Genomic DNA, 23924 nt, shown 5'->3' with positions numbered 1-23924 from the left:
CAGGTACGGAGGTCCCGGGGGTCAGCCGGGGACCGCGGCGCGCCGGGCGAACGCCGGCGCGTGCTCGGGCCGCAACCCCACGCCGATCAGGTACGCCGGGACGACGGACAGCTGCGGGAACCGGCGCACCAGCGCGAGCACCGGCTTCGGCGGGCCGGCCCGCCGTCCCTCGACCAGCGGGCCCACGAAGCCGCGGTGCAGCGCCCGCTGCAGGGTCTGCACGGCCACGGTCGGCAGGATCCGGCGGGTTCGGACCCGGGCCAGGTCGGAGGGATCCACGGTGCCGTTCCGCAACGGCTCGGCCAGCAGGGTAGCGGCTGCCACGGCGTCCTGGACGGCGAGGTTGATGCCGACACCCCCCACCGGCGACATCGCGTGCGCGGCGTCCCCGATGCACAGCAGCCCGTCGACGTGCCACCGCACGAGCCGGTCGACGCGCACGTCGAGGTGCTTGACGTCGTCCATCGACCGCAGCGCGTCCACCCGGTCCCGGAACTCCGGGATCAGCTCGGCGACGTCCTGCCGGAACGCCTCGATGCCGCGTGCCCGCAGTTCCGGATCGGCGCCCTTGCGGCCGATGTAGGCCACCTGGAGGAACGTCTCCCGCGGGATGACCACGGCGAACCGGCCGGGCGCCGCGTGCGGGGACAGGGCGGAGGGGTCGTCGGGCATGCGGGGGACCCGGAACCACCAGGCGTCGATGGGGACGGCGAACTCCCTCGGCCGCAGCCCCGCCCGCCGCCGCGCCAGCGAGTGCCGGCCGTCGCAGGCCACGGTGAGGTCGGCGCGGATCTCGCCGGTGCCGCCGTCGGCCGTGCGGTAGCGGACGCCGACGACCCGGTCGCCCTCGCGGACCAGGTCGGTCATCTCGGTCGACATCCGCAGCGTGAACGTCGCCTCGCGGCGGCCGGCGTCGGCGAGCAGGTCCAGCAGGTCCCACTGCGGCGTCATCGCGATGTAGGGGTAGGGGACGTGCAGCCGGCGGAAGTCCCCGAGGGTCACGGTGCCCCCGTCGGCCGTGGGGATGACGACCTGCTCGACCTCCGTGTGCGGCAGCCGGTCGAACTCCTCGGCCAGGCCGAGCTCGTCGAGCAGCTGGAGCGTCGAGGGGTGCACGGTGTCGCCGCGGAAGTCGCGGAGGAAGTCGGCGTGCTTCTCCAGCACGGTGACCTCGACGCCGGCCCGGGCCAGCAGCAGGCCCAGCACCATGCCGGCCGGACCGCCGCCGACCACCAGGCAGGTCGTGTGCTCACCCATCGCGGGCCTCCTGTCGGCCGCCCGGGCGCGGTCGGCGCCGCGGGACGTCGTAGCGTCGGGACGTCTCCTCTCTACCGTGGCGTCCTCCGATCGGGAAGGGCAGCCCGACCCCGTCCCCGCGGCCCGACCCCGTGGTGCCGGCTTCGCCTCGACGCCGGACCCACGGGGACCGGTGCACCTCGTGCCGCCAGTGCCGGTCGTCCCTTGTGGGCGCCCGGACGGCGGCAGGACGATCGTGCGACGGGCCCGGTGGACGCGCACCGGCCGGCCGTCGCGGTCGGCGCCGGGCATCCCGGGAGGAGGCTCCGTGCGTCGCGCCGTCGGTGTCCTGCTGGCCTGGTTCGTGGTCTTCGGCCTGGGTGTCGGCGGATGGCAGACGCTCGCGCCACGGTCCTTCTACGAGGACTTCCCGGGCTTCGGCCGTACCTGGGTGAGCGTCGACGGTCCCTACAACGAGCACCTGCTCCGGGACGTCGGTCAGGGCAACCTCGCCCTCGGGGTCGTGGCCCTCGTCGCGCTGGCGACCGGCGGGGTGTGGCTCGCCCGGGCGACGGGTCTCGCCGCGGTCGTGGCCTACCTGCCGCACCAGCTCTACCACCAGCTGACCCTGCACCTGCTCCACACGACGAGCGACGCGGTCCTGCAGACGGTGACGCTGAGCCTCGTGTCGGTCGCCGCTGTGCTCCTCACCGTGCTCGCGTTCCGGCTGCCGGTCGGCGAGCGCCCGCTGCGGGGGCCGGGCCTGCGGCCCGACCCGGTCGGCGTCCCCGGCCGGGACGCCGGACGCCGGCCCGTCGTCCCCGAGGAGTGAGCTCGCAGGACGACCGACCGGCCGGCCGGTGGACCGCGGACGTCAGGGCTTGACGGCGAGCACCGGGCGATCGGCGTCGAGCAGGATCCGCTGGGCCGTGCTACCCATGAGCAGCTTGCCCACCGGGGAGCGGCGGCGCATGCCGATCACGATCATCGACGCGTCGACCTCGCCGGCGACCCGCACCACCTCGTCGGCCGTGTCGCCCGTGTGCGCCTGCTGGCGCACGTCGAGCTCGACGCCGGCGGCCGAGGCCCGGTCGCCGAGTGTGCGGACGGTGTCCTCCCCGGCCATGGCCGTGCTGATCGGGGCACCCTCGCGCGGGCTGTTGAGCAGGACCAGCCGTTCCCCGCGGCGGGCCGCCTCCTCGACGGCCGCGGCGAAGGCCGCGTCCCCCTCGGGCGTCGGGACGTAGGCGACGAGGACGGTCACACGAGCTCCTTGTGGTCGGTGGCGGCGACGGCGTGGGCCGTGGCGCGCCGGCGGTGGCGGATGACCTGGATCGCCGGCAGGAGGGCGACCAGCACGAAGAGGACCAGCAGCGTCCCGGAGATCGGCCGGGTCAGGAAGCCGGTCGGGTCGCCCTCGAAGATGAGCAGCGAGCGGCGCAGCGAGTCCTCCAGCAGCGAGCCGAGGACGAAGGCGAGCACCAGCGGGCCCGGCTCGAAGCCCAGCTTCTTCATGACGTAGCCCAGGGCGCCGAACGCGATCACCAGGACGATGTCGAAGACGCTGTTGTTCACCGTGTAGACGCCGATGAGCGTGATCATCACGGTGATCGGCGCGAGGATCGCCGGCCGCACCCGCAGGATCCGGACGAACAGGCCGACCAGCGGGATGCTCATGATCAGCAACAGGATGTTGCCGATGTACATCGAGTTGACCACGCCCCAGAAGAGGTCGGGCTCCTGGGTGACCAGCTGCGGGCCGACGGCGACGCCCTGGATCAGCAGCGCGCCGAAGATGACCGCCATGGTCCCGTTGGCCGGGATGCCCAGGGTGAGCAGTGGGATGAACGATGAGGTCGCGGCCGCGTTGTTCGCCGACTCCGGTGCGGCGACGCCCTCGACGGCGCCCTTGCCGAACCGCTCGGGCGTCTTCGACCGGCGCTTCTCCAGCGCGTAGGCGGCCAGCGAGGCGATGGTCGCGCCGCCGCCCGGGAGGATGCCGAGGAAGAAGCCGAGCACCGAGCCGCGGCCGATCGCGCCCGAGGACTGCCTGAGGTCCTGCGTCGACGGCCAGACGTTGGCCACCTTGGCCGGCGCGTGCACCGTGCGGTGCCGCTCCTCGAGGTTGTAGAGGATCTCGCCGAGGCCGAAAAGGCCCATCGCGATCGGGACGAAGTCCAGCCCGTCGGCCAGGTTCAGGTCGCCGAAGGTGAACCGCTCGACGCCGGTGAACGTGTCGCGGCCGACCGTCGCCAGGAGGAGGCCGACGCAGGCGGCCACGACGGCCTTGAGCCGGCTGCCACCGCTGACGGTGGCGACGAGCAGGATGCCCAGCAGCGCGAGGGCGGTGTACTCCGGCGGGCCGAAGTCGAGCGCGAAGCCGGCGACCAGAGGGGCAACCAGGGTCAGCGCGACGATCGAGACGGTGCCGCCCACGAAGGAACCGATGGCGGCGATGCCCAGCGCGGTCCCCGCACGCCCCTGGCGGGCGAGGGCGAAGCCGTCGAAGACGGTGACGACCGACGACGCCTCACCGGGCAGCCGCAGCAGCACCGAGGTGATGGTGCCGCCGTACTGGGCCCCGTAGAAGATGCCGGCGAGCATGATGATCGCCGTCACCGGCTCGATGCCGAAGGTGATCGGCAGCAGGATGGCGATGGTCGCCGCCGGGCCGAGGCCGGGCAGGACGCCGACCAGCATGCCGATGACGACACCGATCAGGCAGTAGAGGAGGTTGACCGGCTCGAGCACGACGCTGAAGCCGTCGAGCACCGGGGCGAAGTCCACGGCTACTCCTAGAACAGGTGGGGGATGGGCACCCCGAGGGCGCCCACGAAGATGACGTAGAACGCGACGACCAGGCCGACGCTCAGGCCCAGCGACATCCGCCAGCTCTCGGCGCCCAGGAAGCGCAGCCACACGAAGCAGAGCAGCGTGGCCGGGATCTCGAAGCCGATGACCGGCAGCAGGACGACGAAGACCACCATCGTGGCGAGCCCGACGAGCACGAGCAGGCTGCTGCGCGTGAAACGCTCGCTGTCGTGTGCCAGGCGGGCGGTCGCGACCAGGGCGACGCCGATCAGCACGGTGACGACGGCGACCAGCATCGGCCAGGTGCCCGGGCCGGGCGCCGCGGCGGCGCCGAGGCCCAGGCCGGCCGCGCCGGCGAGGGCGGTCACACCCAGGGCGATGACCGCGACGGCCGTGACGAGGTTGCTGAGCGTGCCGGCGACCGGTGGGCGGCCCTCGTGCTCGGCCTCCTCGACCCGGTGGATGGCCTCCTCGAGGCTCATCTCCTCGAGCGGCAGGTCATCGAGGTCCGTCGGGCCGGGCCCGGAGGTGGTGGGAGCGGTCGTGCCCTCGGGCTGCGGGTGGCCTGCCGGGGTGGCCCTGGCGGCCGAGCGGCCGCCGGGGCTCCCGGGCACGGGGGCCCCGCCGTGGGCGGTGCTCACTGCTCCGAGCCGAGGTCGATGCCGTACTGCTCGATCAGCGCGCGGTACTTCTCCAGGTTGGAGGTGTACTCCTCGGTCACCTGCGCGCCGTCGACCTCCCAGGGAGTGAGTTGGTTGTCCGCGTTGAACTGCTGGTAGGCCTCGGTCTCGAAGGTCGCGTCCAGCGCCTGGTTCAGCCGGTCGACCACCTCGGCAGGCGTGCCCTGCGGGGCGACGAGCGCCCGCGACTGCTGCACCGGCGCGTCGTAGCCGGCCTCGATCGCGGTCGGGGTGTCCGGCAGGTAGCTCGGCCGCTCCTCGGCGAAGGTCACGATCGGGGTCAGCTCACCGGCCTCGATCTGCTCGATGGCCTCGCCCAGCTGGATCGAGCCGACGTCGACCTGGCCACCGAGGACCGCGGTGAGGGTGGGGGCGCCGCCGTCGAAGGGCACCGAGGTCGCCTCGATGCCGGCCTGGTTGAACAGCAGCTCCTGGGACAGCTGGCTCCCGGTGCCCACGCCGGTGGTGCCGAAGGTGACCGGCCGGCCGGCGTTGGCCAGGTCCTCGACCGTCGCGAAGCCCGAGTCCGGGGCGGTGACGAGCACGTAGTCGTCGAGCGAGAGCCCGCGGACCACCTCGTAGTCCTCGATCGAGACGGCCTCGTCCTCGGACACCGCGAACGGCGTGATGTACGCGAGGCTGCCGTTGAAGATCGCCAGGGTCTGCCCGTTCGGCTCCTCGCCGGCGAGCTCCTCGAGGGACAGCGCACCGTTGGCTCCGGGGCGGTTCTCGACGGTGACCGCGACCCCGAGGTCGTCGGACATGCCCTCGGCCGCCGCGCGGGCGATCAGGTCGGTGCTGCCACCGGGGTCGGCGCCGACCAGGATGGTGACCGGGGCGTCGGGGTACGCGGCCGCGTCGGAACTGCCGCCGCCGACGTTGCCGCCACAGGCGGCCAGCGACAGGGCCAGGGCGAGGCCGGTACCGGCCGTCGCCCACCGGCGCGCGCGGGTGTTCGTCGTCATGTCGTTCTCCTCGGAGAGCAGCCGTGGCCGGGCCGCAGGTGGTGTGAGTGGCATCACGGACGCCGGGTCGTCGGCGAGCCTAGGAAGGCCGGCTCATGCCTGTCCAAATCCATTGAGGCATCGATTGATACCTTGACTGCATGGGCTTTACCTTGGAGCAACTCCGCGGCTTCGTCGCCGTCGCCGACGAGCTGCACTTCGGCCGGGCCGCCGCTCGGCTGAAGATGACCCAACCGCCGCTGAGCCGGCAGATCCAGAAGCTCGAGCGGGTCGTCGGCGCCCAGCTGCTCGAGCGGGACAACCGCCGGGTCACCCTCACCGCCGCGGGGCAGGTGTTCCTGGTCGAGGCCCGCCGGCTGCTCGGCCTGGCCGACTCCGCGCCCGAGCTCGCCCGGCGGGTGTCGTCGGGGGCCAGCGGCGTGGTGCGGATCGGCTTCACCGCCGCCTCGACCTACGGCATCCTCGGCCAGCTGCTCAACGACCTGGCGGCCGAGCTGCCCGACGTCGACGTGGACCTGGCCGAGATGGTGACCCGCGAGCAGGTCGCCGGGCTGCTCAACGAGGAGGTCGACCTGGGCCTCGCGCGCCCGCCCTTCGACGAGGACGCCTTCGGGCACCGGCTGCTGCACCGCGAGGCGCTGCTCGTGGCCGCGCCCGTGGGGCACCGGCTGCTGGGGTTCGGGCGCCCCGTGACCGCCGCGGACCTCACGTCGACGCCGGTCGTCATGCACTCGCCGACCAAGGCGAGGTACTTCTACGACCTGGTGGCCGGTCTCGTCCCCATCGCCGCGGAGAACACCGTGCACACCGTGAGCCAGGTGCTCACCATGCTCTGGCTCGTGGCGGCCGGCCGCGGGGTGGCCTTCGTCCCGCAGTCCGCGGCGCGGCTGCCGATCGAGGGCGTGGCGTTCGTCCGGCTGGAGACGCCGGTGCCCGAACCGGTCGAGCTGCACCTGCTCTGGGCCAAGGACTCGAAGAACCCCGCGTTGTGGCGGGCGCTCGCCGTGCTGCAGCAGCGGGCCGGTCGACTCTGATACCGACCGGGCATCGCGCGATGCGCAAAGGCGATTGGACGTGCATCGTCTGTCGTTTCTACGGTGGCCCCGACCACAGCCCGCACCGCCGGAGGATCCGGCTGCGGACCCGTCGGACCCAAGGACACTCCCGTGACGCTGCTGCCCCCGGACGCCCTCGCTGACCGGCTGAAGTCCGGCCTGCTCTCCTTCCCGGTGACCCACTTCGACGCCGAGCTGCAGTTCGACGAGGCGCGGTACCGGGAGCACCTGGCCTGGCAGGCCAGCTACGACGTCGCCGGCTTGTTCGCCGCGGGCGGCACCGGTGAGGGCTTCTCGCTCACCTCGGCCGAGATCGACCGGGTCGTGCGCGTCGCCGTCGACGAGGTGGCCGACCGCGTCCCGGTCCTCGCCCCGGCCACCGGCGGCACCGCCGTCGCCGTCGCCCAGGCGCAGGCCGCGCAGGCCGCCGGCGCCTCCGGGCTGCTGCTCTTCCCGCCCTACCTCACCGAGGCCAGCCAGCAGGGCCTGGCCGACCACGTCAGCGCCGTCTGCCGGGCCACCGACCTCGGCGTCATCGTCTACAGCCGTGCCAACGCCGTCCTCACCGACGCCACCGTCGCCGAGGTCGCCGACCGCAACCCCAACCTGATCGGCCTCAAGGACGGCGTCGGCGACATCGAGCAGATGACCCGCACCTACGCCCGCGTCGGCGACCGGCTGATCTACGTCGGCGGGCTGCCCACCGCCGAGACCTTCGCGCTGCCACTGCTGCAGCTGGGCGTGAGCACCTACTCCTCGGCGCTCTACAACTTCCTGCCCGAGTTCGCGCTGCGGTTCTACGCCGCCGTGCGCGCCCAGGACCGCGCCGCGGTCTACCGGATGCTCAACGACTTCGTGATCCCCTACCTCGACATCCGCGACCGGGCCCGGGGCTACGCGGTCTCCATCGTCAAGGCCGGCCTCACCGCGGTCGGGCGCGACGGCGGCCGGGTCCGCCCGCCGCTGTCGGACCTCACCGAGGCCGAGCGGGCCGAGCTCGCCGCCCTGGTCGACAAGGTCTCCTGATGTCCGTCCCTCCCCGGCCGACCGCGGGTGCGCGCGTCACCCGGGTCGAGATCACCCCGGTCGCCTTCCGGGACCCGCCGCTGCTCAACGCGGTGGGCGTGCACGAGCCCCACGCGCTCCGGTCGGTCGTGCAGGTCCACACCGACGCGGGCGTCTCCGGGCTCGGTGAGTCCTACGGCGACCTCCCGCACCTGACCCGGCTGCGCCGGGCCGCCGACGAGCTGGTCGGGCTCGACGTCTTCGACCTGCCCGGCCTCCGGCAGCGCGTGCTGCGGTCCCTCTCGGCCGACGACGGCCGCGGCGGGCACGGGATGAGCGGCATGGTCACCGGGTCGGCGACCGCCGACCGGGTGTCCTCGCCCTTCGAGGTCGCCGCCCTCGACATGCAGGGCAAGCTCCTGGGCCGCCCGGTGAGCGACCTGCTCGGCGGGGCGGTGCGCTCCGCCGTCCCCTACAGCGCCTACCTGTTCTACAAGTGGGCCGGCCACCCGGGCGCTCCCGACGACGAGTGGGGCGCTGCCCTCGACCCCGGCGCCCTGGTCGCGCAGGCGCGGCGCATGGTCGACGAGTTCGGGTTCACCGCGATCAAGCTCAAGGGAGGCGTCCTCCCACCCGAGGAGGAGGTCGCCGCGATCGAGGCGCTGCGCGCGGAGTTCCCCGACCACCCGCTGCGCCTGGACCCGAACGCGGCCTGGACCGTCGAGACCTCGATCGAGGTGGGCCGGGCGCTCGACGGTGTCCTCGAGTACCTGGAGGACCCCACGCCGACGATCGAGGGCATGGCCGCGGTCGCCCAGGAGGTCCCGATGCCGCTGGCGACCAACATGTGCGTCGTCGCCTTCGAGCACCTGCCGCCGGCGGTCCGGCAGGACGCCGTCCAGGTGGTCCTGTCCGACCACCACTTCTGGGGCGGGTTGCGCCGGTCCCAGTCGCTGGCGGCGGTCTGCGAGACCTTCGGCATGGGTCTGTCCATGCACTCCAACTCCCACCTGGGCATCAGCCTCGCCGCCATGACGCACCTGGCCGCGGCGACGCCGAACCTCGACTACGCCTGCGACACCCACTGGCCGTGGAAGGACCCGGCCGAGGACGTCGTCGTGCCGGGGGTCCTGCAGTTCGTGGACGGTGCGGTGGCGGTGCCGACCGCACCCGGGCTCGGCGTCGAGCTCGATCCGGACGGCCTGGCCCGGCTGCACCAGCAGTACCTCGACTGCGGCCTGCGGGAGCGCGACGACACCGGCTACATGCAGCGGATCGACCCCTCGTACACCACCCGGAGCCCCCGGTGGTGACCCCTGTGGAGGACAAGATGACCGGCCGCACGCCCACCGTCGCGCGCGTCGAGGTGGTGCCCGTCGCCGGGCACGACAGCATGCTGCTGAACCTCAGCGGCGCGCACGGCCCCTTCTTCACCCGCAACATCGCGATCGTCACCGACAGCCAGGGCCGCACCGGCGTCGGCGAGGTGCCCGGTGGTGAGTCGATCCGCCGCACCATCGAGGACGCCGGCGCCCTGCTCACCGGGCAGCCGGTCGCCCGGTACGGCAGCCTGCTGCGGCAGGTGGCGACCACCTTCGCGGGCCGGGACGCCGACGGCCGCGGCCTGCAGACCTTCGACCTGCGGACGACGATCCACGCGGTCACCGCGCTGGAGTCCGCGCTGCTCGACCTGCTCGGCCAGCACCTGGGCGTCCCGGTGGCCGAGCTGCTGGGGGAGGGCCAGCAGCGCGAGGCCGTGCCGATGCTGGGCTACCTCTTCTACGTCGGGGACCGGTCGGCCACCGACCTGCCCTACCTGTCCGAGGCCGACCCGGCCGACGACTGGGAGCGGCTGCGCCGGGAGCCGGCGCTGACCCCGGAGGCGGTCGTCGCACTGGCCGAGGCGGCGCAGGCCCGCTACGGGTTCTCCGACTTCAAGCTCAAGGGCGGCGTGCTGGCCGGCGAGGAGGAGGTCGCCGCCGTCCGGGCACTGGCGGAGCGGTTCCCCGACGCCCGGATCACCCTCGACCCGAACGGCGGCTGGCTGCTGGCCGAGGCGGTCGAGCTCTGCCGCGACCTGCACGGCGTGCTGGCCTACGCCGAGGACCCGGTCGGCGCGGAGGGCGGCTACTCGGGCCGCGAGGTCATGGCCGAGTTCGGGCGGGCGACCGGCCTGCCCACGGCGACCAACATGGTCGCCACCGACTGGCGGCAGATGGCGCACGCCGTCCGATCGAACGCCGTCGACATCCCGCTGGCCGACCCGCACTTCTGGACCATGCGCGGCTCGGTCCGGGTCGCCCAGCTGTGCTCCGAGTTCGGGCTGACCTGGGGCTCGCACTCGAACAACCACTTCGACGTGTCGCTGGCGATGTTCACCCACGTCGGGGCGGCGGCCCCCGGGCAGATCACCGCGCTGGACACGCACTGGATCTGGCAGGACGGGCAGGCGCTCACCCGCGAGCCGCTGCAGATCCGGGACGGCGCGATCGCCGTGCCGACCACGCCGGGTCTCGGTGTCGAGCTCGACCGGGACGCCGTCGCCGCGGCCCACGAGCTGTACCGGGAGCACGGCCTCGGTGCCCGGGACGACGCCGTGGCGATGCAGTACCTCGTTCCCGGCTGGGCGTTCGACCCCAAGCGCCCCTGCCTCGTCCGCTGAGCCTCGTCCGCTGAGCCTCGTCCGCTGACCGAAGACCGGAGCCCCGACATGACGACGACCGTCCCCGCACCGCAGCGCGCCACCGCCCCGGCGGTGCTCGACCGGATCGAGTCGGTGACCCTGTCCTCGGTCACCCTGCCGCTGCCCGACCCGATCAGCGACGCCAAGGTCTTCACCGGCCGGCAGCGCCCGATGACCGAGGTGGCGTTCCTCTTCGCCGAGGTCACCACCGAGGCCGGCCACGAGGGCGTCGGCTTCAGCTACTCCAAGCGGGCCGGCGGCCCGGCGCAGTTCGCGCACGCCCGCGAGGTCGCGCCCGACCTGATCGGCGAGGACCCCAGCGACATCGGCCGGCTGTGGACCAAGCTCGTCTGGGCCGGCGCCTCGGTGGGCCGCAGCGGCGCCTCGACGCAGGCCATCGCCGCGATCGACGTCGCGCTGTGGGACCTCAAGGCCAAGCGCGCCGGCCTGCCGCTGGCCAAGCTGCTGGGCGCGCACCGCGACTCGGTCCGCTGCTACAACACCTCCGGCGGCTTCCTGCACGAGTCGGTCGAGCAGGTGAGGGACAACGCCACCCGGACCCTGGAGCAGGGCATCGGCGGCATCAAGATCAAGGTCGGCCTGCCGGACACGGCGGAGGACCTGCGCCGGGTCCGCGCCGTCCGCGAGCACCTCGGCGACGGGGTGCCCCTGATGGTCGACGCCAACCAGCAGTGGGACCGGCCCACGGCCATGCGGGTCGCCCGCCGGCTGGAGGAGTTCGACCTGGTCTGGATCGAGGAGCCGCTCGACGCCTACGACGCCGAGGGCCACGCCCAGCTCGCCCGCTCGCTGGACACCGCGATCGCCACCGGCGAGATGCTGACCAGCGTCGCCGAGCACGCCGAGCTGATCCGGCACGGCGCCGTGGACGTCCTCCAGCCCGACGCCCCGCGCATCGGCGGCATCACCCAGTTCCTCAAGCTCGCGACCCTCGCCGACACCGCGAACCTGCAGCTCGCCCCGCACTTCGCCATGGAGATCCACGCCCACCTGGCGGCGGCCTACCCCCGCGAGCCGTGGGTGGAGCACTTCGACTGGCTGTACCCGCTGTTCGACGAGCGCCTGGAGACCCGCGACGGGCGCATGTACATCTCCGACCGGCCGGGCCTGGGCATCACGCTCAGCGAGCAGGCCCGCGCCTGGACGGTCGACCGCGTCACCGTCGGCGCGATCCGCTGACTCCCCGCACGACCGCAGCCATCCGCTGACCCCGCACCACCGCACAGGAGGCACCCGTGTCCACATCCCCCGACCGCGGAGTCGTCAGCACCGACCCCCGAACCGGCGAGGCCGTCGAGGTGGTCGCCCAGGAGACGACCACCGCGGAGGTGGACCGGCTCTGCGCCGCCGCGCTCGCCGCCGCCCCCGGCCTGGACGCCCTCGGCCGCGCCGGCCGTGCGGCGCTGCTGCGCGCCCTGGCCGACGCCCTGGAGGCCCGGCGGGACGACGTGGTCGCCGTCGCCGACCGGGAGACCGCCCTCGGCCCGACGCGGCTCAACGGCGAGCTGACCCGCACCTGCTACCAGCTGCGGCTGTTCGCCGAGGTGCTCGACGAGGGCAGCTACCTCGAGGCGGCGATCGACCACCCGGGCGACACCCCGATGGGCCCGCGCCCGGACCTGCGCCGGATGCTCGTCCCGATCGGCCCGGTGGCGGTGTTCGGGGCGAGCAACTTCCCGTTGGCCTTCTCCGTCCCGGGCGGCGACACCGCCTCGGCGCTGGCGGCCGGTTGCCCCGTCGTCGTCAAGGCGCACGGCTCGCACCCGGCGACCTCGCAGCTGGTGTTCGACCTCCTGGACGCGGCCGCCCGCGAGGCCGGGGCGCCCGACGGCACGCTCGGCATCGTGCACGGCCTGCAGGGGGGTGCCGACCTGGTCGCCCACCCCGCCATCCGCGCGGTCGGCTTCACCGGTTCGGTCAACGGCGGCCGCGCCCTGATCGAGATCATCGAGCGGCGCCCCGACCCGGTGCCGTTCTTCGGCGAGCTGTCCAGCCTCAACCCCGTCGTCGTCACGCCGTCTGCTGCCGCCGAGCGGGGGACGACGATCGGCACCGAGCTGGTCGGCTCCTTCACCCTCGGCGGCGGTCAGTTCTGCACCAAGCCGGGCCTGGCGTTCGTGCCGGCCGGGCCCGAGGGCGACGCCGTCGTCGACGCGATGGCCGACGCCGTGCGCGGCACGAGCGCCCCGGTGCTGCTCAACGAGGGCATTGCGGCCTCCTACGGCCGCATCTCCGACGGCCTGGCCGGGGCGCCGGGCGTCGAGGAGATCGCCCGCGGCGGCGACCCCTCCGGCCGGGGGTTCGAGGCCGTGCCCCGGCTGCTGCAGACCACCGCCGCCGCGCTACCCGAGCAGGTGACCGAGGAGTGCTTCGGGCCGGTGTCGGTCGTGGCCCGCTACGACGGCGAGAAGGAGCTGTTCGCCGCGCTCGAGGCCATGCCGTCCTCGCTGACCGCCACCGTGCTGCGCGGCGCGGGGGAGACCGACCTGCCCCTCGCCGTCTCGCAGGAGCTGCGCACCCGTGCCGGCCGGCTGGTCTACGACGCCTACCCGACCGGGGTCGCGGTCTCCTGGGCGCAGCACCACGGCGGCCCCTGGCCGTCGACGAACTCCCAGCACACCTCGGTGGGGACCACGGCGATCCGCCGGTTCCTGCGCCCGGTCACCTGGCAGGGCGCCCCGCAGGAGGTGCTCCCGGCCGAGCTCACCGACGACTTCACCGGCATCCCGCGGCGCATCGACGGCGTGCTGGTCCTGCCCCGGTGACCCCCCGGGTCGCCCTCGTCAGCTCCGAGCGCGGCCTGCGGCTCGACCCCGACCTCCCGCTCGCCGCGCCGGCGCTGCAGGGGGCCGGGCTCACCGTGGACTGCGTGCGCTGGGACGACCCGGCGGTCGACTGGGCCGGCTACGACATGGCCGTCGTGCGCTCCTGCTGGGACTACGCCTGGCGGCGGGCCGAGTTCCTGGCCTGGGCCGGCGCCGTGCCGCGGCTGCGCAACGAGGCCGCGGTGCTGCGCTGGAACACCGACAAAACGCACCTGCGCGACGTCGAGCGCGCCGGCCTCCCCGTCGTCCCCACCGTGTGGGACCCGACGAGCGCCGCCGAGCTGCCGGAGGCGGGGGAATGGGTGGTCAAGCCGTCGGTGTCCGCGGGCGCCCGGGACACCGCGCGCTGGACCGACCCCGGCGACGTCCTGGCGCACGCCGCGCAGCTGATGGCGGCCGGCCGGACGGCGATGGTGCAGCCGTACCAGGCCAGCGTGGACGACGCGGGGGAGACGGCGCTGCTGTTCCTCGGCGGGCGGTTCTCGCACGCCGCGTGCAAGCCCCCGATGCTCGGCCGCGGTGAGGGCGTGCGGCAGGACCGCAGCGGCCGCCGGGGCGTGCGGCCGGCGACCGCGACGCCCGAGCAGCGGGAGGTGGCGCAGGCGGTGGTCGACGCCGTCCCCGCGCTGGTGCGCGATGCCCTTCCCTCGCGGGGGCGCGATGCCCTTCCCTCGCGGGGGCGCGATGCCCTCTCCTCGCGGGGGCGCGATGCCGCGCCGCTGCTCTACGCGCGGATCGACCTCGTCGCCGACGCCGCCGGCCGGCCGGTGGTGCTCGAGGTGGAGCTCACCGAGCCCAACCTGTTCCTCCCGCAGGCCCCGCCGGAGGCGCTGCCCCGGCTGGTCCGTGCGGTCGGGGACGCGATCGCCGCGTGAACGGGGTGGTGGGGGGCTTCGCCGCCCTCACCGCGGTCATCGCCGTCGGCTGGCTGGTCGCCCGTACCGGCACCCTCGGGCGGGATGCCGCGGCGGTGCTGTCGACGCTCTCCTACGTCGTCGCGACCCCGGCGCTGCTGCTGCTCACCCTCGCCGACGCCGATCCCGGCGTGCTGGTGTCGCCCGCACTGGTCGCCACCGCCGGCAGCGCGGTGCTGGCCGCGCTGCTGTTCGTCGGGCTGGCGCGGTGGCGCTGGCGGCTGCGGCCGGCCGAGCTGACCGCGGGTGGGCTGGCGTCCTCCTACGTCAACGCCGGCAACCTCGGCGTCCCGATCTCGGTGTACGTGCTGGACGACGCCTCGTTCGTCGCACCCGTGCTGCTGTTCCAGGTGCTGGTCATGGCCCCGGTCGGCCTGGCCGTGCTGGCCGGGTCGGGCGCGCAGGGGCGGTCCCGCTGGCGGGTCCTGACCCGGCCGCTGGCCACGCCGGTCGTCATCGGCTGCGCCCTCGGCGTGCTGGTCGCCGCGACCGGGGTCGAGCTGCCGGCGCTGGTGCTGCAGCCGGTCGAGCTCACCGCCGGGCTGGCCGTGCCGGCGGCCCTGCTCGCCTACGGGATGAGCCTGCACGGCGCGCCGCGGCCGGCGTCCGGTGAGGGCGCCGGGCCGGTCTGGCTGGCGGTGGCGCTCAAGACGGTGGGGCAACCCGCGCTGGCCTACGCCCTCGGCCGCTGGGTCGCCGGCCTCGACGGGGTGGCGCTGCTGGCGGTCACGGTGACCTCGGCGCTGCCGACGGCGCAGAACGTCTTCGTCTACGCCGCGACCCACGACCGCGGCACGCTGCTCGCCCGGGACGTCGTCCTGCTGAGCACCGTCCTGTCGGTCCCGGTGCTGGTCGGCATCGCCCTGCTGATCGGCTGAGCGGACCGTCGAGGCATCCGGTTCGGTTCGCCGGTGGCCGTCAGGCCACCTGTCCCGCCGGCGCCGTACCGGCCAGGCGGCGGGGTACGGCTCGGCCCAGCGCCTCGGTGAACCGCACCGACGAGCATGGTGGGCGGGGCCGATGGCCGTCCGTGCCGCAGCGCCCGGGCCGTTCTGCGCACCACCGAGGCGGGGCAGAGCAGGCTCCGGAGCGTGGGACGCGGTCCCGGGGCCGGACGGTCAGGCCGTCGCCGAGCTGTCGGTCTCGCGGGTGACCTCGAGGCGGGGCTGGCTCTGCCAGTGGGCCCACTCGGCGCTGATGTTGCCGGCCGTGCGCAGGAGCAACGGCAGGTGCTCCGAGAGGAGCCGTTCGATCGGGGTCTCGGCGGCGTGCACGGTGACGTTCATGGCAGCCCGCACGGCTCCGGTGCCGTCGCGAACCGGGACGGCGACCGAGCGGATCCCCGGCGCGAGCTCCTCGTCGGCGAGGGCCCATCCCCGGGCGCGCACCTCGGTGAGCTCGTCGCGGAGCTGGTCGGGCGAGCGCCGGATGAACGGGGGGAGCCCGGCCCGGCTGGGCTCGGCCAGCGTCCTGGCCAGCTCGTCGGAGGACAGTGCGGCGAGGAGGACCTTGCCCTGCGACGTCTGCGCCGCGGGGAACAGGGTGCCGATCTCCACGCGGATGGCGATGAGCTTCGGAACCGACACCCGAGCGACGTAGACGATGTCCGAGCCGTCCAGCTGGGACATCGACGACGACTCCCCGGTGCGACCGACGAGCTCCTCCATGTGCGGTCGGGCGATGTCCCAGAGGCCGAGGGCGTTGACGTAGGCCATCCCGAGCGTCAGCACCTTCGGGGTCAGCTCGAAGGAGGCGCCCACCGGACGGACGTAGCCCAGTTCCTCCAGCGTCAGCAGCAGCCGGCGGGCCGTCGGCCGCGCCAGTCTCGCTTCCGTGGCCACCTCGGTGAGCGACATGGTCCGGTGGTCGGCACTGAAGCAGGCCAGCACGTCGAGCCCCCGTGCCAGGGCCTCGACGAAGTCCGGCCCGGTGCCCCGTCCCGCCATCTCACTTCCCCCTTCGTGGTGTCCTCCGGTGTCCCCCCGGAGGCATCAGGTCCCCGTTCCCGTGCCCGCTCCGGGCCGGCCGGATGCGGCGCGGTCCGCGTCGCATCCGGCTCAGTGCACCCGTTCGTCCCCCCGACCGCCAGCGGTCGAGTCACGTCGGCCCCGCCGTGGTGCAGGTGTGGCGGGTGGTCCGGGTCAACTCTCGGACAGGTGCTCCTCGAAGACGCCCTCGCGCGCCGCGTGCGTCGACTCGGACCTGTAGTCGGTGTACTGGTACGGGTTGTCGAGCACCTCGGTCGTGGGCAGGTCGGGGTACATCCCCTGTGCCCAGGCCTCGTCGCCGAGGCTGGAGCGCAGGTGCTCGACCGTGGCGTCGACCTCCCGCCGGACCGCGGCGACGTCGACGTCGACCAGTCGGTGCGCGTGCTTCACGACCCGGCCGTCGACGATCACGGTGTGCACGTCCCCGCGCTGCGCCTGGAACGCCACGTGGCCGTAGGGGTTGAGCAGGGGGAACGACACCAGCGACGCGTCGTTCTTGACGAGCACGACGTCGGCCTTCTTGCCCGGTTCGAGCGTGCCCAGGTCGTCCCGGCCCAGGGCCTGGGCGCCGCCGCGCGTGGCCCACTCGACCACGTGCTGAGCGCGCAGCGCCAGGTGGGTGACGGTCTCGCCCTTGAGGTGCGCCTCGAAGTGCTGGCGGGACCGGTCGGCACCGAGCGTCGTGCGCATCGCGGAGAAGAGGTCGCCGCTCCACCAGACGCTGGTGTCCATGGAGAGGGACACCGGGATGCCGTACCGGCGGACCTGCCAGGTGGGCGGGTAGCCCTGGCCCGCGCTCTGCTCCGACTCGGTGGACACCGAGATCGATCCACCCGTCGCGGCGATGCGCTGGTAGGAGTCGGGGGAGAGGGACGCGGCGTGGACGTAGACGGTCTCCGGGGTCATGAAGCCGTGCTCGTGCATCAGCCGGATGCCGTCGTCGTTCGTCGCTCCCCACACGCCGGCGTGCGTGGTCACCGGCAGGCCCAGCTCGCGGGCGGCCTCGAAGGCGGCCTTCTCGGGGAAGGCGGGGTCGCCGGTCACGTCGAAGGCGATCTGGTAGCCCAGCCGGTCACCGGTGCCGGTGCGGCGCCGGCCGAGGAAGCGGCGGACCTCGGGGTCGGCGGTCCACTCCCACGGCCCGGCCTGGATGTTGCCGTAGGCGAGCACGTACCGGCCGGGGACGGACAGCAGCGCGTCGACGGCGGCGTCGGCGTGGTCGACGGTCTGCAGGCCGTGCGACCAGTCGACGACCGTGGTGACGCCGGACTCCAGCGCCTCGAGGGCGGCCAGCCGGTTGCCGGCGGCGATGTCCTGCGGGCGGAAGTGCTTGCCGTGCTCGAGGTAGTACCAGACGAAGTACTGGGTGAGGGTCCAGTCGGCGCCGTAGCCGCGCATGGCGGTCTGCCACATGTGCCGGTGGGTGTCGATCATGCCCGGCATGACGATGCCGCCGCGGGCGTCGATCTCCTGGGTGCCCTCGGGCACGTCCAGGGCGGTGCCGACGGCGGCGATGCGGTCGTCGACGACGAGGACGTCGCCGTTCTCCAGCACCGTGGACCCGTCGTCCATCGTCAGCACCGTGCCGCCACGCAGCAGCACGGGTAGACCCGCCTGCGGAGCGGGCGTGTCGGCGTCAGGATTGGTCATCGTTCCTCCTCGAGCCGCACACCGACTGCGGACCTGCGTCCGTATACCGGTCAGCATGACGGAGTCGCCACGATGCTGGCCTCGGAGCGCCGCTGTCAAGGTCGTGGCCGGTCGGGCAACCCCGACCGGGGGCACGAGTGTCGCTTGACACTGAGGGGTACTCGCCGAAGGATCGGACAGGAAACGCGGACCGTCGTCCGTATAGCGGTCGGCAGCGAGGAGGGGTGCACCACGATGACCGCACACGAACCCGTTCCCGGCGCCCGGACGGGGCGGGGGCCTCTGGCGGGGCTGTTGGTCGCCGATTTCTCCCGTGTCCTCGCGGGCCCCTACTCGACGATGCTGCTGGCCGACCTGGGTGCCGAGGTGGTCAAGGTGGAGAGCCCGGCGGGCGACGACACGCGCAGCTGGGCGCCGCCGGTCCGCGACGGGGTCGCCACCTACTACCTCGGTGTCAACCGCAACAAGCGGTCGATAGCGCTGGACCTCAAGGACGAGGACGACCGCGCGGCCGCGCGTGAGCTGGCCCGCCGCGCGGACGTCTTCGTCGAGAACTTCAAGCCCGGGGGGCTGGCCCGCTTCGGCCTCGACTACGAGACCGTCGCCGAGGACAACCCGGGCGTCGTCTACGCCTCGATCAGCGGCTTCGGCAGCGGCCCGAAGGGTGCGGCGCTGCCGGGTTACGACCTCATCGTCCAGGCGATATCCGGGTTGATGAGCCTGACCGGTGACCCGGACGGGTCCCCGTACCGCGCGGGGATCTCGGTCTTCGACGTGATGGCCGGGCTGCACGCCACGATCGGGGTCCTCAGTGCGTTGAACGTCCGGCACGAGACCGGCCGCGGGCAGCACGTGGAGGTCAACCTGCTCTCCTCGGCTCTGTCGGGCCTGGTGAACCACGCCAGTGCCTACGTCGCCGGCGGCGTGGTCCCGTTCCGGATGGGCAACAGCCACCCCAGCCTGTTCCCCTACGAGCCCCTGGCCTGCGCCGACGGGGACCTGATCATCACCGCCGGCAACAGCGGGCAGTTCCGCAAGCTGGTCGAGGTGCTGGGTGTGCCGGAGCTCGCCGACGACCCGCGCTTCCTCCGCAACGAGGACCGGACGGCGAACCGGGACGAGTTGCGGCCGCTGCTGGTGGAGCGGCTGCGCACCCGTACCAAGGACGAGTGGTTCCGCGACATCATCGCTGCCGGGGTGCCGTGCGGGCCCATCAACACCGTCGACCAGGGCGTCGCGTTCGCCGAGGAGGTCGGCCTGGACCCGGTCGTCACGGTGGGGGAGGGCGACGCCGCCGTCCCCTCGGTCCGCAACCCGATCACCTTCTCCGAGACCGCGGCGGAGTACCGCCTGCCGCCGCCGGGCCTGGACGAGCACGGTGCGGAGATCCGCCGCTGGCTGTCGGCGCCCGTGGGCGCGAGCAGCGACGACAGGGAGCGCTCGGCATGACCGACGCCGACCGGCCGGTGTACCCGACTGCGCTCGGGGCCTCGAGCCTGGAGAGCATCACCCTGCTGGGCCAGGACCTCGCTCGGGACGTGATGGGCGAGGTCGGTTTCGGGGAGCTCGCCTTCTGGCTGGCCACCCAGCGACGGCCGACCAAGGGGGAGACCCGGGTCTTCGAGGCCGTGCTGGCCGCGCTCGCCGACCACGGCTTCACCCCGACCGCGATCGTCACCCGGCTGACCTACCTGTCCGCGCCGGACTCGGTGCAGGGAGCGCTGGCGGCCGGCCTGCTCGGTGGCGGCTCGCGCTTCCTGGGGGTCACCGAGGACTGCGGCCGCTTCCTGCACGACGTCCTGACCTCCGTCGACGGCGCGCTGCCCACCGACGACGCCGGCTGGGACGCCCTGGCGTCGGACACGGTCACCGCGCAGCGTGCGGCCCGGCGGTTCGTGCCCGGCCTGGGCCACCACGTGCACAAGCAGGGCGACCCGCGAACCCCGCGGCTGTTCCAGATCGCCGCGGAGGAGGGGCTGTACGGCCCGCACCTCTCGCTGTTCGCCGCGATCGGCCGGGTCCACCCCCAGGTCCTCGGCAAGACCCTGCCGCTCAACGGCGCCGGTGTCTGCGGCGCCGCGCTGGCCGACCTCGGTCTCCCGCTGCAGCTCCTGCGCGGGTTCGCCCTGCTCGCCCGCACCGCGGGGCTGGTCGGTCAGCTCGCCGAGGAGCTGCGGAACCCGGTGGCCAACGAGGTCTTCCTGTCGGTGGACCTGAACAACCGCTCCGTCGCCCCGGACCCCTACGTCCCGGATCCCCTCCCGGGCACCACCTCGGACATCGACACCACTGGAGGTCGTCATGGCTGAAGTCGCCGCGGTCATCGCGTCCACGCACCACCCGTTCTTCTACCGGGCCAAGACGTCGACCGGCGCGGACCGGCCGCCGTTCGCCGACGAGTGGGTCGCCAAGCAGGATGCCTTCGCCGCGACGCTCAACCGGGCCGAGCCCGACGTCCTGGTGATGGTCGGCAGCGACCACTTCCACCAGTTGTGGCTGGACAACATGCCGCAGTTCCTGGTCGGCAAGGCGCCCTGGTTCGACGCCAACTGGTACAACGAGGAGCGCGAGTTCGGACTCCCGCGGCTCAAGCTGCGCGGTCAGGAGGACCTCGCCGCGCACATCCTCCGGGACGGCCTCGACCGGGGCTTCGACCTCGCCTTCAGCAACGAGCTGCGGATCGACCACAGCATCACGTGCCCGATCATCGCCCTGCGGCCCGAAGCGGACCTGCCGATCGTGCCGGTCTACACCAACATCTTCGCCCCGCCGCTGCCGCAGCCGAAGCGCTTCGTCGAGCTCGGCAAGGCGCTGCGCCAGATGGTGGAGTCCTGGGAGAGCGACGAGCGGGTGGCGATCATCGGCACCGGTCACCTGTCGCTGGAGCTCGGCGGCCCGCGCCAGTTCGGCGAGCACGGGCCCGACCCCGAGTTCGACCGCAAGGCCGTCGAGTGGATCGCCAGCGGCGACATCGAGGGCTGCCTGGCCGAGGTCAGCCTGGAGAGCCTGCACCACCCGGGCAACGCCACCCACGGCTTCATGGACTTCATGCTCATGATGGGCGTCGCCGGCGAAGGCCAGAAGGCCGACCACGTCGACACGCTGGACCTCTTCCACACCATGGAGGCCTACTTCACCTGGTACCCCGACGGGGCTCCGGCCTGAGGCCGCGGACAGCGACGACTGCGACAGGGACCGAACGGAGACACCGGCATGAGCAAGTACCTGCTCGACAAGTTCCTCTTCACCGTCGACCGCGACCCCGAGCTGGTCGAGCGCTACCGGGAGGACCCGGCGGGCACGGTGGAGTGGTGGGAGGCCGAGATGGCCAACAAGATCCTCAACTGCATCGACGCCGAGAAGTCCACCTGGCTGTCGTTCACCGAGGAGGAGCGCAGGGCGCTGCGGGAGCACGACCACGTGACCCTCTTCCAGATGGGCGCGCACCCGTTCCTCACGCTCACCTTGTTCATCGCCATGTTCGAGCGCGACCACGGGCCGCTGGAGTACCAGAAGGCCTACGGCAAGGCGATGGAGCACATCTCCATGCCCTATCCCGACATCGCCACCTGAGCCGCATCGCCACCTGAGCCGCATCGCCACCTGAGCCGGCGCGGCCCTGACCGACCTGCCGCCCCTGTCCCGGTTGCCACCGGGGCGGGGGCGGCCCCGCCTCCCGAGGAGTTGCCACCGCCATGCGCGCCGCCGTCCTGCAGAGCCCCGGCTCCCCGCCGGTGTTCGGCACGCGCCCCGATCCGCAGGCGGGGGAGGGTCGGACGCTGCTGCGGGTGACCGCGGCACCGGTCGTCCCGCTCGACCAGCTCTGCGCCTCCGGGACGTCGTACTTCGGACGGCCCGCGACGCCGTACGTCCCGGGGGTCCAGGGGGTCGGCGTGGTGGAGTCCTCGGACGCCCACCCGGTGGGCACCCGCGTCTTCTTCGCCACCTCGGCCGGTATGGCGCCGGGAGACGGCAGCCTCGCGGAGATGTGCGCGGTGGCGGACGCCGACGTGGTGCCGATCCGGGCGGACGTGCCGGACGCGGTGGTGGCGTCCCTGGGGCTGTCCGCCGTGGCGGCCTGGATGTCGCTGACCTGGCGCGGCCGGCTGCAGGCGGGGGAGGGGGTCCTGGTGCTCGGTGCCGGCGGTGCGGTCGGCCAGGTGGCGGTGGGCGCGGCCCGGGTCATCGGAGCCTCCCGGGTGGTGGCGGTGGCGCGGTCGGCGGCGTCCCAGGACCGGGCGAGGCGGGCCGGGGCCGACGAGGTCGTCCCGTCGACCGACGACGTCGACGAGCTCACCGCGCGACTGCGCGAGGCGTGCGGCGGCAGTGTCGACCTGGTCGTCGACCCGGTGTTCGGCACGGCGGCCACCGCTGCCGCGCGGGTGCTCGCGCCGTTCGGCCGGCTGGTCAACCTGGGCGGTGCCTCAGGCGACGAGGCGGCCTTCTCCTCCTCGGTGCTGCGCGGCCGCAGCGCCGAGATCCTCGGTTACACCAACAACGCGCTCTCGGCCGAGCAGCGGGCACAGGCGCTGACCGCCGTCCTGCAGCACGCCGAGCGCGGCGTCCTGGCCGTGGACCACCGCGTGCTGCCCCTCGAGGAGGCCGAGCAGGCGTGGACGGCCACGGCCCGCGGCGCCGGGCACCGGCTGGTGCTCACCCCCTGACGACCTCGTCCTGACCGCGTCCCCGTGGGTCAGCAGGCCGTCGGGTCCCAGGCGCGGCAGGCCGGTGTCGCTGCCACGATCCCGCGGCTGCTCGCGACCGATGTGCTCCTTGACACAGCCCTGAACGGTCGGGCATCGTCCCACTGTCCGCGAGACGGACAACTGTCCACTCCCGCACAGCAGCGGTTCCGCGCGTTGGAAGGACCCCTCGTTCATGACCACGACCGCCCCGACCACCGCCCCGGCCTACGGGGAGGACATCTACACGGACGAGGCGCTCCTCGAGCCGTACGAGCACTACCGCGCGCTGCGCGAGCTCGGCCCGGCGGTCTGGCTCGAGAAGCACGGGGCGTATGCCGTGTCCCGCTACGACGAGGCGCGCGCCGTCCTCATGGACTCCGCCACCTTCCGGTCGGCCAACGGGATCGCGCTCAACGAGCCCGCCAACCAGGCGATCCTCGGGTGCACGCTGGCCAGTGACGGCGACCTGCACGCGCACCTCCGCCAGGTGGTGGCCCACCGGCTGACCCCGCGCGCGCTGCGGCCCATGCGGGAGACCGTCGCGGGGAAGGCCGAGGAGCTCGTCGCCGGCCTGGTCGAGAAGGGCTCCTTCGACGCGGTCGCCGACCTGGCCCGTGCCCTGCCGCTGTCGATCGTGCCGGACTTCATCGGCTGGCCGCAGGAGGGCCGTGAGCACCTGCTGCGCTGGGCCGGCGCCAACTTCGACTCCTTCGGTCCGATGAACGCCCGGACGCAGGCGGCCCTGCCGCAGTGCGGCGAGATGGCCGCGTTCGGCGCGGAGATCGTCCGCACGCAGAACGTCCTGCCGGGCAGCCTCGGCGCCGGCGTGATCGAGGCCCGTGACCAGGGCGCGATCTCCACCGAGCAGGCCATGATGCTGATGCTCGACTACCTCGCGCCCTCGCTGGACACCACGATCAGCGCCGTCGGCAGCGCCGTCTGGCTGTTCGCGCAGAACCCCGACCAGTGGGACCAGGTGCGCGAGGACCCCGGCCTCATCCCGAACGCGGTCAACGAGGTCGTGCGCATCGAGTCGCCGATCCGCTCGTTCGGCCGGCTCGCCGCCGAGGACACCGAGATCGGCGGCGTGCAGATCCCCGAGGGGTCCCGCGTCCTGGTGATCTACGCGTCCGCGAACCGGGACGAGCGGACGTTCGAGCGGCCCGAGGAGTTCGACGTCACCCGTGCCAACGCCGTCCACCAGCTCGGCTTCGGCATGGGCGAGCACGGGTGCGCGGGTCAGGGGCTGGCGCGGATGGAGGCCGAGTCGCTGCTCCGCGCCCTCGCCAAGCGGGTGACCCGGTTCCACCTCGGGGAGACCGAGCGTGCGCTCAACAACCTGATCCGCGCCTTCGCCAAGGTCGACGTCACGGTGGACGTCGCCGCCACGACGCAGGAGAGCTGAC

General features: G+C 73.5%; 22 protein-coding genes. 15 read left to right on the top strand and 7 right to left on the bottom strand.

Annotated features, from left to right (window positions below; translation table 11 throughout):
• Positions 1-21: 21 nt before the first annotated feature.
• Positions 22-1257: an FAD-dependent oxidoreductase gene (locus ACWIX3_RS18425; protein WP_448608794.1), complete on the bottom strand. Its 1236-nt coding sequence runs from the start codon at positions 1255-1257 to the stop codon at positions 22-24.
• Positions 1258-1564: 307 nt separating this feature from the next.
• On the opposite strand from ACWIX3_RS18425, the gene ACWIX3_RS18420 reads away from it, so the two are divergent.
• On the top strand, positions 1565-2068 hold the full coding sequence (locus ACWIX3_RS18420; RefSeq protein ID WP_448608793.1) for a hypothetical protein: 504 nt from the start codon (positions 1565-1567) through the stop codon (positions 2066-2068).
• Between the two features lie 42 nt (positions 2069-2110).
• Here ACWIX3_RS18420 and ACWIX3_RS18415 read toward each other — a convergent pair whose 3' ends face one another.
• From ACWIX3_RS18415 to ACWIX3_RS18400, 4 genes are read right to left on the bottom strand one after another with little or no spacing between them, the layout of a single operon-like run.
• Entirely contained in the window at positions 2111-2500 is a 390-nt protein-coding gene (locus ACWIX3_RS18415; RefSeq protein ID WP_448608792.1) for a universal stress protein, read from the bottom strand.
• The gene (locus ACWIX3_RS18410) at positions 2497-4023 is read right to left on the bottom strand and encodes a tripartite tricarboxylate transporter permease (protein ID WP_448608791.1); all 1527 of its coding nucleotides are present in this window, start codon (positions 4021-4023) and stop codon (positions 2497-2499) included. Before ACWIX3_RS18410 ends, ACWIX3_RS18415 begins: the two co-directional genes overlap by 4 nt.
• 8 nt (positions 4024-4031) lie before the next feature.
• On the bottom strand, positions 4032-4688 hold the full coding sequence (locus ACWIX3_RS18405; protein WP_448608790.1) for a tripartite tricarboxylate transporter TctB family protein: 657 nt from the start codon (positions 4686-4688) through the stop codon (positions 4032-4034).
• Positions 4685-5692: a tripartite tricarboxylate transporter substrate binding protein gene (locus tag ACWIX3_RS18400; RefSeq protein WP_448608789.1), complete on the bottom strand. Its 1008-nt coding sequence runs from the start codon at positions 5690-5692 to the stop codon at positions 4685-4687. Before ACWIX3_RS18400 ends, ACWIX3_RS18405 begins: the two co-directional genes overlap by 4 nt.
• Before the next feature lie 140 nt (positions 5693-5832).
• On the opposite strand from ACWIX3_RS18400, the gene ACWIX3_RS18395 reads away from it, so the two are divergent.
• The 8 genes from ACWIX3_RS18395 (at position 5833) to ACWIX3_RS18360 (ending at position 15073) form a co-directional block, all read left to right on the top strand.
• Positions 5833-6726, top strand: a complete 894-nt coding sequence (locus ACWIX3_RS18395; RefSeq protein ID WP_448608788.1) for a LysR substrate-binding domain-containing protein — start codon at positions 5833-5835, stop codon at positions 6724-6726.
• 132 nt (positions 6727-6858) lie between these two features.
• Positions 6859-7773 carry a 5-dehydro-4-deoxyglucarate dehydratase gene (gene kdgD, locus ACWIX3_RS18390; protein WP_448608787.1) on the top strand — a complete coding sequence of 305 codons (915 nt, stop codon included), beginning with the start codon at positions 6859-6861 and terminating at the stop codon, positions 7771-7773.
• Positions 7773-9065 (top strand): glucarate dehydratase family protein, encoded by a 1293-nt coding sequence (locus tag ACWIX3_RS18385; protein ID WP_448608786.1) that lies wholly within the window; start codon positions 7773-7775, stop codon positions 9063-9065. Before kdgD ends, ACWIX3_RS18385 begins: the two co-directional genes overlap by 1 nt.
• Complete coding sequence (locus ACWIX3_RS18380) at positions 9059-10414, top strand: enolase C-terminal domain-like protein (protein WP_448608785.1); 1356 nt, start codon at positions 9059-9061, stop codon at positions 10412-10414. The genes ACWIX3_RS18385 and ACWIX3_RS18380 overlap by 7 nt, the downstream gene beginning before the upstream one ends.
• A 48-nt stretch (positions 10415-10462) precedes the next feature.
• Positions 10463-11635 carry an L-talarate/galactarate dehydratase gene (locus ACWIX3_RS18375; RefSeq protein ID WP_448608784.1) on the top strand — a complete coding sequence of 391 codons (1173 nt, stop codon included), beginning with the start codon at positions 10463-10465 and terminating at the stop codon, positions 11633-11635.
• Positions 11636-11691: 56 nt separating this feature from the next.
• Positions 11692-13221: an aldehyde dehydrogenase (NADP(+)) gene (locus ACWIX3_RS18370; RefSeq protein ID WP_448608783.1), complete on the top strand. Its 1530-nt coding sequence runs from the start codon at positions 11692-11694 to the stop codon at positions 13219-13221.
• Complete coding sequence (locus ACWIX3_RS18365) at positions 13218-14156, top strand: ATP-grasp domain-containing protein (RefSeq protein ID WP_448608782.1); 939 nt, start codon at positions 13218-13220, stop codon at positions 14154-14156. Before ACWIX3_RS18370 ends, ACWIX3_RS18365 begins: the two co-directional genes overlap by 4 nt.
• Positions 14153-15073, top strand: a complete 921-nt coding sequence (locus ACWIX3_RS18360; protein WP_448608781.1) for an AEC family transporter — start codon at positions 14153-14155, stop codon at positions 15071-15073. The genes ACWIX3_RS18365 and ACWIX3_RS18360 overlap by 4 nt, the downstream gene beginning before the upstream one ends.
• 240 nt (positions 15074-15313) lie before the next feature.
• On the opposite strand, the gene ACWIX3_RS18355 is transcribed toward ACWIX3_RS18360, so the two are convergent.
• Both ACWIX3_RS18355 and ACWIX3_RS18350 read right to left on the bottom strand, forming a co-directional pair.
• Entirely contained in the window at positions 15314-16141 is an 828-nt protein-coding gene (locus tag ACWIX3_RS18355; RefSeq protein ID WP_448608780.1) for an IclR family transcriptional regulator domain-containing protein, read from the bottom strand.
• Positions 16142-16336: 195 nt separating this feature from the next.
• Positions 16337-17833, bottom strand: coding sequence for an amidohydrolase family protein (locus tag ACWIX3_RS18350; protein WP_448608779.1), 1497 nt, complete (start codon positions 17831-17833; stop codon positions 16337-16339).
• Between the two features lie 234 nt (positions 17834-18067).
• Here ACWIX3_RS18350 and ACWIX3_RS18345 point away from each other — a divergent pair, with 234 nt between their 5' ends.
• From ACWIX3_RS18345 to ACWIX3_RS18320, 6 genes are all read left to right on the top strand, one after another.
• A complete protein-coding gene (locus tag ACWIX3_RS18345) occupies positions 18068-19282 on the top strand; it encodes a CaiB/BaiF CoA transferase family protein (protein WP_448608778.1) in 1215 nt (404 codons plus the stop codon).
• Entirely contained in the window at positions 19279-20142 is an 864-nt protein-coding gene (locus ACWIX3_RS18340; RefSeq protein WP_448608777.1) for a citryl-CoA lyase, read from the top strand. Before ACWIX3_RS18345 ends, ACWIX3_RS18340 begins: the two co-directional genes overlap by 4 nt.
• Entirely contained in the window at positions 20135-20998 is an 864-nt protein-coding gene (locus tag ACWIX3_RS18335; protein WP_448608776.1) for a DODA-type extradiol aromatic ring-opening family dioxygenase, read from the top strand. Before ACWIX3_RS18340 ends, ACWIX3_RS18335 begins: the two co-directional genes overlap by 8 nt.
• A gap of 48 nt (positions 20999-21046) precedes the next feature.
• Positions 21047-21406 carry a hypothetical protein gene (locus ACWIX3_RS18330; protein ID WP_448608775.1) on the top strand — a complete coding sequence of 120 codons (360 nt, stop codon included), beginning with the start codon at positions 21047-21049 and terminating at the stop codon, positions 21404-21406.
• A gap of 122 nt (positions 21407-21528) precedes the next feature.
• Positions 21529-22497 (top strand): quinone oxidoreductase family protein, encoded by a 969-nt coding sequence (locus ACWIX3_RS18325; RefSeq protein ID WP_448608774.1) that lies wholly within the window; start codon positions 21529-21531, stop codon positions 22495-22497.
• 214 nt (positions 22498-22711) lie between these two features.
• Positions 22712-23923: a cytochrome P450 gene (locus ACWIX3_RS18320; protein ID WP_448608773.1), complete on the top strand. Its 1212-nt coding sequence runs from the start codon at positions 22712-22714 to the stop codon at positions 23921-23923.
• Position 23924 lies beyond the last annotated feature (1 nt).

The organism is Geodermatophilus sp. URMC 60 (genome assembly GCF_053502585.1).
This window is presented reverse-complemented; position numbering and strand designations above follow the sequence as displayed.